Origin of the sequence: Kocuria carniphila, from assembly GCF_004136555.1 — a bacterium.
GTDB classification, from domain to species: Bacteria; Actinomycetota; Actinomycetes; order Actinomycetales; family Micrococcaceae; genus Kocuria; species Kocuria carniphila.
The window spans coordinates 146,445-158,570 of the sequence record NZ_NOIT01000005.1 but is presented as its reverse complement, the minus strand read 5'-3'; the positions used below and the strand labels follow the sequence as shown (position 1 = coordinate 158,570).

At 66.0% G+C, this 12,126-nt stretch carries 9 protein-coding genes and 1 pseudogene; all 10 read right to left on the bottom strand.

The features are described from left to right. Positions 1-201 precede the first annotated feature (201 nt). The 10 genes and pseudogenes from EWV37_RS05405 to EWV37_RS05355 all read right to left on the bottom strand — a co-directional run bounded on the left by EWV37_RS05405 (position 202) and on the right by EWV37_RS05355 (position 12,071). Positions 202-1,659: an MFS transporter gene (locus EWV37_RS05405; protein WP_238663076.1), complete on the bottom strand. Its 1,458-nt coding sequence runs from the start codon at positions 1,657-1,659 to the stop codon at positions 202-204. Positions 1,660-1,759: 100 nt separating this feature from the next. Beyond that, positions 1,760-2,539: a spermidine synthase gene (locus EWV37_RS05400; protein ID WP_238663075.1), complete on the bottom strand. Its 780-nt coding sequence runs from the start codon at positions 2,537-2,539 to the stop codon at positions 1,760-1,762. A gap of 28 nt (positions 2,540-2,567) precedes the next feature. Beyond that, positions 2,568-3,110 carry a hypervirulence associated TUDOR domain-containing protein gene (locus EWV37_RS15790; protein WP_202976188.1) on the bottom strand — a complete coding sequence of 181 codons (543 nt, stop codon included), beginning with the start codon at positions 3,108-3,110 and terminating at the stop codon, positions 2,568-2,570. A 188-nt stretch (positions 3,111-3,298) separates the two neighbouring features. Then, complete coding sequence (locus tag EWV37_RS05385; protein WP_129700292.1) at positions 3,299-4,576, bottom strand: FAD-dependent oxidoreductase; 1,278 nt, start codon at positions 4,574-4,576, stop codon at positions 3,299-3,301. A gap of 295 nt (positions 4,577-4,871) precedes the next feature. After that, positions 4,872-5,879 (bottom strand): annotated as a pseudogene (locus tag EWV37_RS05380) (IS481 family transposase). Then, positions 5,876-6,691 carry a MerR family transcriptional regulator gene (locus EWV37_RS05375; protein ID WP_165189271.1) on the bottom strand — a complete coding sequence of 272 codons (816 nt, stop codon included), beginning with the start codon at positions 6,689-6,691 and terminating at the stop codon, positions 5,876-5,878. The pseudogene EWV37_RS05380 and the gene EWV37_RS05375 overlap by 4 nt, the downstream one beginning before the upstream one ends. Continuing rightward, positions 6,688-7,179, bottom strand: a complete 492-nt coding sequence (locus EWV37_RS05370) for a GyrI-like domain-containing protein (protein ID WP_129700288.1) — start codon at positions 7,177-7,179, stop codon at positions 6,688-6,690. Before EWV37_RS05370 ends, EWV37_RS05375 begins: the two co-directional genes overlap by 4 nt. 488 nt (positions 7,180-7,667) lie before the next feature. Further along, the gene (locus EWV37_RS05365) at positions 7,668-9,677 is read right to left on the bottom strand and encodes a BCCT family transporter (RefSeq protein ID WP_238663074.1); all 2,010 of its coding nucleotides are present in this window, start codon (positions 9,675-9,677) and stop codon (positions 7,668-7,670) included. After that, the gene (locus tag EWV37_RS05360; protein WP_129700286.1) at positions 9,674-10,816 is read right to left on the bottom strand and encodes an aromatic ring-hydroxylating oxygenase subunit alpha; all 1,143 of its coding nucleotides are present in this window, start codon (positions 10,814-10,816) and stop codon (positions 9,674-9,676) included. Before EWV37_RS05360 ends, EWV37_RS05365 begins: the two co-directional genes overlap by 4 nt. A gap of 64 nt (positions 10,817-10,880) precedes the next feature. After that, positions 10,881-12,071, bottom strand: coding sequence for an NAD(P)/FAD-dependent oxidoreductase (locus EWV37_RS05355; RefSeq protein WP_129700284.1), 1,191 nt, complete (start codon positions 12,069-12,071; stop codon positions 10,881-10,883). Positions 12,072-12,126: the final 55 nt, after the last annotated feature.

Genomic DNA, 12,126 nt, shown 5'->3' with positions numbered 1-12,126 from the left:
CGACATCATCGATTCCCACGCCGTAACTGAGCTCGAGGGGATCGAGCATTGCCGTCCACAAGTAGTCCTGCCACGTGGGGTCACCGTGCGTGACGAGCCACCCCGCAGGACGCTGAGCGACCAGTCCGTCCAGACAGCCCTCACCGCCCCGTACCCAAACCCCGTCAGTCCTTGCCCATCCAGCACCATGACCGCCCGCCATCAACGCGGCGACCCCAGGGGCTCATCTCCGGCGCGGGTCTCACGGGTGAGGCCTGTGCCGTCACTCATCTCCGGCACCCCATCCCGCTCCCCCTTGGCCCGATCCTCGGCGGCCGCACGGGCATACTCGGCGGAGACACGGCGGTAGACCGGAGTGAGGAAGGCAAAGGCCGCAGCCAGGATCATCAACGCGCCGGCGCACAGGAAGACGAGCGCGATTCCCCGGGCGCTGCCTTCTCCCAGCAGCGGTTCCAGTGCCGCGGCCCCGGCGTCGCTGCGTGCGTAGGGGATGATCCAGAACTCGGCCAGTGGGGCCACCACAAAGGCGGTCACGGGCGCGGCCGAGGACTCGAAGGCCATGGCGAACCCGAACACGCGGCCCTGCCGGGCCAGGGGCACCACGCGCTGGATGACGGTCTGCTCGGCCGCCTCCACGGCGGGGAACAGCGCCATGTACAGCCAGATGCCGGCGATGTACAGCCACCCCCACTCCCGGATCGTGAACAGGGCACCCAGCACACCCAGCACCATCACCACCAGCAGCATGGTGCGCAAGGGGTTGCTGCCCAGCCCCACCTTCCCGATCACCGCCCCGCCCACGATGAACCCGGTGGATGCCAGGGCGAAGAGGCCACCCCACATCTCCACGGAGAACAGCTCCAGCCCGTAGGGATCCATCAGGGCAATGTAGGCACCTCCGATGAAGTTGTTGAAGGTGCTGAAGATGATCAGTGCGAACAGCCCGGCCACCGCCATGACCGCGCGCCAGGAGCCGGCCAGGTCGAACCCGCCGTGGGCGTCCGACGGCGCCGGCGCGGCTTCCTCCGGCATCCTGACCGTGAGCAGGTGCCCAAAGGCCAGGGCGGTGAGCACCACGGCGATGACCACTGTGGCGCCCATTCCCAGCAGGCCGATGGACAGCCCCGAAAGCACCGAGGTGACCATGAAGGCGATCCCCTGGACCATCCCGACCAGTCCGTTGGCGTTGGCCCGCCTACCGGGTTCCACAAGGATGGTCACCGTGGTGGCCAGAGCGATGTTACGCATGTTCTCCACCACGGCCCCGATGAGGACCACGGCCGCAAACACCCAGAACCACGGGCCGCCCAGCCGAGCGATCTGGCCCTCCGGGGCGAGGACGAAGACCGCGCCGGCGAGCAGGAACATCACCAGGGTGAACAGCCCGGCAAACCGCATCACCGCCAGCTTGCGGTACCGGTCCACCAGCGTGCCGAAGCTGATGGAACTCAGGGCCAGCAGCAGCATGTACATCCCGCCGACCACCCCGGTGGCGATCACGTTGCGGGTCTCCAGGTAGATCCAGAACGTCAGGGCGAACCATAGGTAGCTCGTGGTCAGGTTGGCCACGACCGTGTTCACCAGGATGTTCACGAATGTGCGTCGCCGCGACGGCTCGGATCGTGCCTCGGAGACCGGTGACGTTCGGTTCTCGGTCACACATTGAGCGTAGTGGAACTCGGAACGGCAGCACAGAGCCAGTACCGCGGCAACAACCTTTGGCGTGCTCCGTAGGCCCGGTGGGCGGCGCGCTCCTTCGTTACCGCCTCGCCAGCAACTCCCCCAACCCCTCCCCATCCAGCACACCCGCCGGATGCGGGCCCGCGGCCTCGAAGGACTCCGCCCACTCCCGCGGCAACGGACGCCGTCCGCCCACCAGGATCAGATTTCCCGCGTACAGACCGGTGAGCAGCTGCCGGTCGGCCAGGCACCACACGTCGGCGAAGACCGAGCGCATCACCCGGGCCTGGTCCGCGAAGAAGGTGAGGCCGGCGTCGTCGCCCACGTTGACCACCATGACCCCGTCCGGGGAAAGCAGCTGCGCGGCCTCCTCGTAGAAGGAGGCCTCCGTGAGGTGGGCGGGCGCATCGGAGCCGGTGAAGACGTCGAGCACCAGCACGTCCACGGTGCCCGGTGCGGCCACGCGCGGGAGTGCCGCGCGAGCGTCGTCGACGACCATCCGCACGTCCGCACCCGCCGGCAACGGCAGTGCCTCGAGGACGAAGCCGGGCAGCTCCGGCTCCAACTCCACCGCCGTCTGCGCGGATCCGGGGCGCATGGCCGCAATGTAGCGGGCCAGGGTCAGAGCGCCCGCGCCCAGGTGCACCGCGGTGATCGGGGAGCCCGCGGGGGCCACCACGTCCACCACATTGCCGACCCGCCGCAGGTACTCGTAGAAGATCTCCTCCGGGTGCGCGAGGTTCACGTGCGACTGCTCTGCGCCGTCCAAGGACAGCACCCACCCGCCGTCCGTGAATCTGTCCGGGGCGATCTCCGCGTGCACTCCGGTCGTCGTGAGGTACCTGTGCATGCCGTTCATGGAGCCGGTGAAGCCGGGGCTTCCCCGCTCACTCCCCGTCGATTGTCTGGGACTCGGCCCAGTCCCGGCCGGGATCTCCGCCCCACGCATCCCACGCCACACGACCCGGAGAGGGGTAGCCGTCCTCCCCGCCGTGAAAGCCCTCGGCGGAGCGGTCCACCTCATGTCGCTTGAAGTACGCGCGCATCTTCTTGATGACCTCATCGTCCACGGTCTGACCCTCGGCCAACTGGTGCGCGCGATGCTCACCGGTGTCCGTGAAACCCTTGCCGGCCTTGCCCTCGTCGATCCATTTCACGGCGCGCTGGGCCGCCTCCTGCACCTTCTGGGGTGGGCGGTGACCTGAATCGACGTCCTTGTCGCCATCCGTGGCGTCCGAGAGCGCGGACTCGTGATGAGCGGCCTGGGAACCGGTCCTCTCGGATTCCACCACGTACACGGGATCGTCCTTGTCGGCCCGGAACGTCTGATTCTTGAATTCCAGATCATCCGTGTGTTTGGACTGCACGGTCCCGTACGTGGTGCCCTGCGCGGTGTTCCACCCGACCCGGTCACCCTTGCTGAAAGCCATGTGAACGCCTTTCTCATCATCGACCGCGGATCCTGTCGCGCCGGGGTTGCGTTCCGGCCGGCCCCGTCCGCGGACCTTCAGTAGACCACACGGGACGACGCCGCGTCACCGGTACCTACCTGCCGCTGACCCATGGACTTATGGTTCCCTATTCCCGTAAAACGCCTCACAAAACGTAATAGGGAACCTTAAACCTCGCGGTGGCCCCGCGCAGACCCCCGCGCCCACCCCGGCGCCCGCTCCGGCCGCGGCCCCACACCCACTGCGAGCGCCGGGAACACACTCAGCACGGGCACCCGTCGCACGAGCTTCACGAGCCACAGGGGCGGCCGCAGTTCCCGACCGTTGATCGCGGGCATGATCAGCCGCGCGTGCAGGACACGCTGCAGACCCTGCACAAAGACGGTGGGCATCATGCGCCGCCGCTGGATCCGGGCCAGCGCCCTCTGCTCAGACCGCCCGGACAACGTGCCGGCCAGCAACAACGGCGCCAACACCCGCGCCGCCGCCACCGCATCCTGCACCGCCAAATTGATGCCCACGCCACCCACCGGGGACATCGCGTGCGCGGCATCCCCAATGCACAGCACACCCGGGGCGTACCAGCGTCGCAGTCGGTCCACACGCACGTCCAGGTGCTTCACGTCGGCCATGGACTCGATCCCGGACACCCCGTCCGCCGCCTCGGGGAACAACGCCGCGGCGTCGGCCCGGAAAGCGTCGAGACCGCGGGCGCGCACGGCGTCGTCGGCGCCCTTGGGCCCGAGCTGCGCGACCTGGATGTAGCCGTCGCGGGGGATGCCAATGGCCACGCGCCCGCGGTTGGTGCGCGGCAGCAGCGACTCGCCCGCGTGGCGGGCGGCGGGGAGGCGGTACCACCAGACGTCGAACGTCACGGGGATCTCGCGCGCGGGCAGGCCCACGTCCTGACGGATCACGGACCAGCGACCGTCGCACGCAATCGTGAGGTCGGCCAGCACGCGGCCGGGGCCGTGCGGGGATTCCACGACGACGCCGCTCACTCGCCCGTTCTCGCGCACCACCCCGGTGACCTCGTGCTCGGCGAGCAGGGTGAAGGTGGGTTCGGTGGCGGCGGCCTCGGCGAGCAGGCTGAGCAGATCCCACTGCGGGACCATGGCAATGTAGGGGTGGCGCACGGGCAGGCGCGAGAAGTCGACCATGCGCACGGGTGGGCCGCCGGGGATGGGCAGGTCCACGTGGGTGACCTTGGAGTGCGAGATGGCGTTGAAGCGCTCGAATAGCCCGAGGTCCTCCAGCAAAGCCAGGGTGGTGGGGTGCACGGTATCGCCGCGGAAGTCACGGAGGAAGTCCTTGTGCTTCTCCAGGACGGTGACCTCCACGCCGGCGCGGGCGAGTAGCAGGCCGAGCACGAGACCAGCCGGGCCGCCGCCGACGATGGCGCAGGTGGTGTGGTGAGTGGTGCGGTGCGCGCTCTTATCGCTCATGAAGGTGCTCCTCTCTGGGAGCGTGCGTCACAGCAAGGCTGGTGCGTTAGAGGCTACTCCGGTTCGGGAATCGCACCATCCCCGGTAGGAAGTCGACTATTCATTCGATGTTGACTTTGGACCAAGTTATTACGACTATTGAAGTCGCCCACTCCCGCAGGGAGCAGGGAAGTTAAGGCCAGGGCCCCCGCGCTGACGGGACCTGGCCTTTGCGTAATCTAGAGCGGTATGTCGGTCCGCTCGACCATCCCCTCGTATTGGTCGAACCAAGTTCCCTCGCCGCTCTCGGCATCGCCTAGCTGTAGGAGGCCAGGACGTTGTTGACGCGTGACGGTGTCGCCGATGCCGGAGGCTGTCCGCTGTGCGCGCTGTGCGGCCGGTGGTAGTTGTAGTGCAGATTCCAGGCCTCGAGGGCGTCGACCCGTTCGGCTCCTGAGTGCCAGATGCGAGCATAGAGAAACTCTTCGGCGAGAATGCGGTTGTACCGCTCGACCTTCCCATTGTGGCGCGGCGTGTAGGGCGTGATCCGATGATGTCGGCTCCCATCAATCGCGTCAGCTAAGGCATGTGCGCGGTAGCAGGATCCGTTGTCGGTGACGATGCGCTCGATCTGGGTGATGCCGTGAGCGGCGAACCATGTTCTCGCCCGGTCTAGGAACGCGATGGCGGTCACGGCCTTCTCGTCAGGCAGAGCTTCGGTGTAGGCGAGTCGGGAGTAGCCGTCGATCGCGGAGTGGAGGAACACATAGCCGGTCTTTGCGCCCCGAGTTTTCGTTCGTGCCACCGCTTTGTCCTCGGCGCTGCCCTTGCCGTGCACTCGCCAACCGCCGCCTTCGGGAATGCGGCCGGTTTTCTTCACGTCGATGTGCACCATATGTCCGGGCCGTTCGGCGTTGATCTTCTGCGGCTCCCGGTTGTTCTCGCCGTTCGGGTCGATGAACTTCCGGTGGTTCAGCCCGAGCTGGGCGAGCAGCCGTGTGATCGTGCGGCGGGCGACAGGTGTCTTGTCCTTGTGGAGCTTGAAGGCGATCCGTGAGGCGGGCCACTTGTTCTCGCGTCGCATCGTCGCAATCCGCTTTACGAGCTGGCCCGGCGTTGCAGTCGGTTGTCGTGCTGGAGTCGATGAGCGATCGATCAATCCGAGTTCGCCGTGCTACTTGTGGCGATTGACCCACTTCGATGCTGGGGCACGCGAGATGCCCATGTCGGCGGCCACGTGCGCGATCGGGCGGGTGTGACATCGTTCGACGAGCCGTTTCCTTCCCTCCAGAGTGAGGGGCGCGTTGCGATGGTGCGTCGTCACGAGCTCCCACCACCTGCAAGCGTGGACGCGACGTAGCGATGCGCGACTTGGCATCGAAACGGGTCGCCATCGAGATAGATCTCGCTCGGTGATCCCGACGGGCGGTAACCGCCGCTCGCGGCAGCTTCGCGCACCGCGTCAAAGGAACGCAAGATCGTGGGGAACTGGACCTCGCCGAACGGAACGTCGACGAAGAACTCGTTGCCCTCAGGTTCTCTGCCGTCAGCCGCATCATCGTCCCGAACGGGTACACGGATCTCGATCGGTCCGTCCGACGCCCAACTCACCTCGCCGTGGTACACGACCACGAGCGGCGCGCCCCGGTCGATGTCGGTTCCGGCGCGTTGTGCCAGGGCGGAGGCGGTTCGTTCGATATGAGACGGCAGGTCGGCCGCGGTCGTGCGGAGCGTGCGCGAAACAAACGTCCACGGCTTCGCCACGCGGCTCTGCACTTTCGGCGCGCGCTCGGCCGGGTCCTCGCGGGGACCGTCCGCCAGGCCATCAAGCAGGGCGACGGCGCGTTCGTGCGCGCGCGTGGTCTCCACGCGATACGCCTCGATCAGATCGCGTCGGCGGTCCTCCTCAGCGTCGAGCACAGCACTGACCCGCTCCAGCGGCATCCCGACGCGGCGCAGCAGCGCGATCATGCGTGCCCGCTCGGCCTGGGATCGCCGATAGTAGCGGTAGCCCGTGTACTCGTCGACGAGATCCGGCAGCAGCAGACCCTTCCGCTCGTAAAGGCGTAGTGCCTTTGGTGACAGCCAGGTGAGGCGGCTGAATTCCCCGATCGATAGCCTGGCGTTCCCGCTCACGAGAGTAAGTATGCGACCTCGACCGCCCATTTGCTGCGGTCGGGCTCGGTCTCAGGGTCGGTGAGGAACTGCTCGGTACGCGCCTGCCAGTGGATGCCGTCGGCTCGCTCCTCGATTGCCAGATCGAGTCCCTGCACACTCGCCCACTGCCACATCTCCCCGTGCACGCGATCCAGAACATCCGGGCCCCCTTCCGGTCGTGCCACGAGATACCGGCCGGCGGGAAGGACGCCAGTCTCGTAGCCCTCACCGAGCTCGATGCACACGGCCACCGGAACCGAGACGGTGATATCCATCGGATCGGCGGCGGTCTTCATACGGTGGTACTGGTAGACCGGCCCACCGAGAGGGATCCCTCCGGCTGCTGCCAGAGCAGCGTAAATCTGCGGCACATGCGCGTTCACCCGACCCCAGTGGGCGAGTTCCCCGGTGATCGACACTCCGACCCAGGGACGTTCAGGGCGCTCTTCCACAACGAAATCAGTCATCGTGATCCTTTCGGTCGCCACCGGACTGTCCGATGGGCTACACAAGAGCACACGCCTTACCCCAAGGGCAGAGTCAACCTGAAGATCACCACTGGGTACGAGTCAGCACCGCCGTCAACAACCTCCTGGCCAGCAACACCTAGCGCTCCCAGCATCTGGTCCGGAATCCATAGCATGGGCTCATCTTTTGGGAAGCCTATCTCCACCCGAAGATCCGGGGGCATCGTTCCCTTACTTCGTAGCGCGTTGACAAGCTGCAAGTCCTTTTGGCGCTGAGACTTCTCCCTAGCTTCCAGAATCACTTGACTCACCCCCAGCTCCCCCAAACGCCAGTAAAGTTGCTCCATGCACTGAGCCCGCGCTCTCTCCTGCTTCCGGTGATTGAGCGGAGCTCCGACCACATGATCCGCAGATTATCGTGGGCCCCGCTGGCCAGTTGAGACGCATGGACAGGTCCGCTGCCAGCGGGCCCGTGTGCGTGATGTTTCCTATCCTCTGTCCCTGGGTTCCTCACCTCCGCGCGGCTCGTCCCGTTCGCCACGTCGCCTACGGCGCCGCGTTTCCCCGTGACCGTCGTGGGACTCGTAAATGGGCTGCCCAGCGGCCGTGGCATCAATTGCCTGGATCTGACCCGTGTCCGGTTCGGTGTTCTCCCGTGTGACCAGCGTGAACTTTTGGTGACCGTAGTCATCCACGGCGGAGCGGATCGTGCGTCGCATGACCGAATCGGACAGTCGTTGGCGAAGCCACATGGGATCGGCCTGCAGGTCGCGGGTCAGGGCGATGCAGAGCACGAACATCACCAGCACGAACGGCAGCGCCGCCACAATGGTCATCCGCTGCAACCCGCCCAGCGCCTCGTCCGGGGTGTCGCCACCGGCCAGGAGCATCACGGCCGCAACACCGCCCATGAGTACGCCCCAGAAGACCACCACGGGTCGGGACGGCTCCAGGGTGCCCCGGGAGCTCAGCGACCCCATGACGATTGACGCGGAATCCGCACCGGTGACGAAGAAGATACCCGTGAGGATCATGGCCAGCACGGCCAGGCCCGCGGTGAGCAACTGCGGTGCGTCGAGCCCGTTGAACATGTCGTAGAGGGCGCCGTCGAACGAAATGGTGGGGACGCCGTCGACCATTGTGGCGATGCCGTCGTTGGGATCGGGGGTGCCGTCCGCGATGTGCTGGATGTTGATGGCGGTGCCGCCGAAGACCGCGAACCACAAGAGGGACACCAGCGACGGGACCACCAGCACGCCGGTGACGAACTGACGGATGGTGCGCCCGCGCGAGATGCGAGCGATGAACATTCCCACGAAGGGCGTCCACGAAATCCACCACGCCCAGTAAAAGATGGTCCAGCCGGACAGCCACTCGCGCATGGCGTCGTCACCGACCGCCTCCGTGCGAGCCGCCATGTCCGGGAGCTGCTGAAAGTACGTGCCGATCGCGGACGGGATGAGGTTGAGGATGAACAGGGTGGGGCCAACCACGAAGATCACCACGGCCATGAGTACCGCGAGCACCATGTTGGTGTTGGCCAGGAACTGAATGCCGCGCTCAATCCCGGACACCGCAGACGCCACAAAGCAGAACGTCAGTACCGCAATGATCGCCACGAGCATGGGCGTGGCGACCTCACCGATCAGCCCGTTGAACTGCAGGCCGCTGCCGATCTGCAACGCGCCCAGGCCCAGCGAGGCCGCCGAGCCGAACAGCGTGGAGAAAATCGCCAGAATATTGATGATCTTCCCGCCCACACCGTCCACGGCTCGTCGGCCGAAAAGCGAGACGAACGCCTCCGAGAGCAGATTCTTGCGACCCATCCGGAACGTGCCGTACGCGACGGCGATACCGAGCACCGCGTACATCGCCCACGGGTGCAGCGTCCAGTGGAACAGCGAGGTGGCCATGGCCGTCTCGATCGCCTCACTGGTCTGCCCGTCCACCGTGGCCGGGGGCGGCGAAATGTAGTGGAACAGCGGTTCGGCCACGCCGTAGAACATCAGGCCGATACCCATGCCGCACGCGAACATCATGGAAATCCAGGACCCGGTGCGGAACTCGGGCTGCTCGCCGTCCTTGCCCAGCGGGATCGCACCGTACCGCCCCAGTGCCAACCACAGCACGTAAATCACGAAGAAGGACGAGCACAGCACGAAGATCCAGCCGGTGTTCTCCATGACCCAGTTCAGGGCCGTGGTCGAGGTGGTCGACAGGCTCTCGGTGCCCACGAACCCCCACACCACGAACGCCACGACGATCGCGCCGGTCACGCCCAGGATCACCTTGTCGAGGCCCTCGAACCGGTCTCGGATCGGCCGACGACGCCGCTCCACCCCCTCTTTGAGGGCCGCCAGGATATCCGCTTCGTTCTTTTCCGCGTGATGCAACTCGGTGAGGTCATCCACGGGACTGGCCGCTGTCGGCTCCGTGCCCGGGTCTAGGCTGCCCGCTTCATCCGGGGTGCCTGCATTCGAATGCTCACTGCTCATCATGGTCCCTTCGCATCGCCAGCGCTTCCGACTGTAGCCATGACCCAGTCGTGGAAGACTCCAATGTGGTGCTCGCTGGGCACGAGAACCCCGCCCTTGGCGTAGATCCTAGACCCCATGGCGGGCTGACAACGTTCGCACGCATCGAAATCCTGCTGGTTGACCCGGTGGAACAGTTCCACGGAGGCCGAGACGTCCTTGCCGGATTCCACGACCGAAGGCAGGTACAACCAATCGCATTCCACGATCGTGTGGTCCACGGCCACGGGGAACATGCGGTGGATGATCACGTGATCGGGCACCAGATTCACGAATACCGTGGGCTTGATGGTGATCGCGTAGTAGCGCCGGTCGTGGTCCTCGTCGACCCCTGGAATCCGGTCCAGGCCCTCGGAGCCGTCCACCGTGAAGCCCTTGACGTCCTCCCCGAACTCCGCGCCGTGACCCACGAAGTACTGGGCCGCCAGCCCGTCCGCGAACTCGGGCAGCACCTCGGTGAGCTCCGGGTGGATGGTGGCGCAGTGGTAGCACTCCATGAAGTTCTCAATGATGAGCTTCCAGTTGGCCTTCACGTCGTAGGTGATCCGCCGCCCCAGGGAAAGATGGGCAATGTCGTAGGCCTGGATGGACTCGGAATCACCCAGCCGCTCCTCAATGGCACCCATGACGTCTTCTTCGAACGATGGCGGCTCGTCCGCCAGGCACACCCACACGTACCCCAGGTACTCGCGCACGGGAATGGTCACCAGGCCGTACTCCTCGCGGCCGATGTCCGGCATTTTGGTGAGGTTGGGCGCGGCAATCAGCTTGCCGTCAAAGTCGTAGGTCCACGCGTGGTACGGGCATTGGAAGGACCGCTTGGCCTCCCCGCTGTCCTCCGTGCATAGCGTGGCCCCGCGGTGGCGGCACACGTTGTAGAACGCGCGAATGCCGTGCTTGCGATTACGGGTGATGATGATGCTTTCCCGCCCCACCTGCACGGTCCGGTAGGCGCCGGGCTTGTCCAGGTCCGCGGAGCGCACGGCGCAGAACCACATCCGTTCGAAAATCTGCTCCTGTTCCGCCCGGAAGAAGTTCTGGTCGGTGTAGGTGCGGCCCGGCAACGTGGCAATGAGGCTCTCGGAAACAATGTTGGTGGACACGGGGCCCTCCTTGCAGAACTACTTCACACGAGGGAAGTGGGGATCGGGTGTCGTTTACTGTGGTTCAGGCGATCAAGCGTTGTTCGGCGGAGGAAACCGCCAGTTTGGCCAAGAACTTGCGCCAGCGCGTGAACTGTTTCGGCTGGTTCCAGCCCAGAACGGCCACGGGATCATCGCCGGCGTAGTAGACGGCCAGGAAGCTTTCCTCACCGGGCCCGCCGTGCTCGTAGATCACACGGTCCGAGCCGGTCATGTCCCCCACGAACTGCAGGCGCGCGCCGTACTGGCACGACCAGAAGTAGGGCTGCTCCACGGGCAAGTACGCGTCGTCGTGGTCGAGCAACGCACCCACCGCGACGGCCGGACGGCCCACCGCACCGGCCCAGTGCTCCACCCGGCGGTGCTGCCCGGTGCGGGTGTCCAGCCACGCCGCGCAATCGCCCACGGCCACGACCCCGGGCACGGTGGTGCGCCCGGCGGCGTCGCAGACCACGCCATTGCCGACGTCGATCCCCGAGCCTTCCAGCCAGGCCACGTTGGGCTGGGCTCCAATGCCGACCACCACGATGTCCGCCGGAAGTACACGGCCGTCGGCCAGGCGCACGTGAGTCACAGAATTGTCCTCCGTGTTGAAGCCTTCAATGTCGATCCCACACAGCAGTTCCACGCCGGCCTGCTCGTGCAGCCGTGCCACCACGGAACCCATTTCGGCACCAAGCGGTCCGCACAGCGGAGTGGTCGACTTCTCCAGCACGGTGACCTGCAGGCCCAGCGAGTGCGCCGTGGACGCGACCTCCGCGCCAATGAATCCGGCACCCAGAACCACCAGCTGACCACCGCGTTCCACCAGGGCTCGCAGTTTACGTGCGTCCTCGAGGGTGCGCAGGGTCAGCACGTTGTCGAGGCCCGTGAGCTCCGGCAGCTGCCGTGCGGAGGCGCCGGTGGCGATGACCAAGAGATCGGCGTGGACCGTGCGCCCGTCCTCGAGCGCGATCTCGCGGCTGACGGGGTCGAATGAGACGGCGCGCACGCCGAGCAGCCATTCGGCGTCGAGCTGTTCTCCCTCGATTTCCAGGGTCAGGTCCTCCGCTTGGAACTGGCCACTGAGGAATTCTTTGGAGAGCGGAGGGCGGTCGTAGGGGCGTTCCGGATCATCACCAATGATGACCAGGCGGCCCGTGAATCCTTGGCGGCGAGCGGCTCGGGCTGCTGACAGGCCGGCGAGCGAAGCGCCGACGATGACGAGGGATTCCATGATGGACCCCTTTCGAATAGCTGGTCGGGAACTCGGAACTGCACCAGCGGGACGC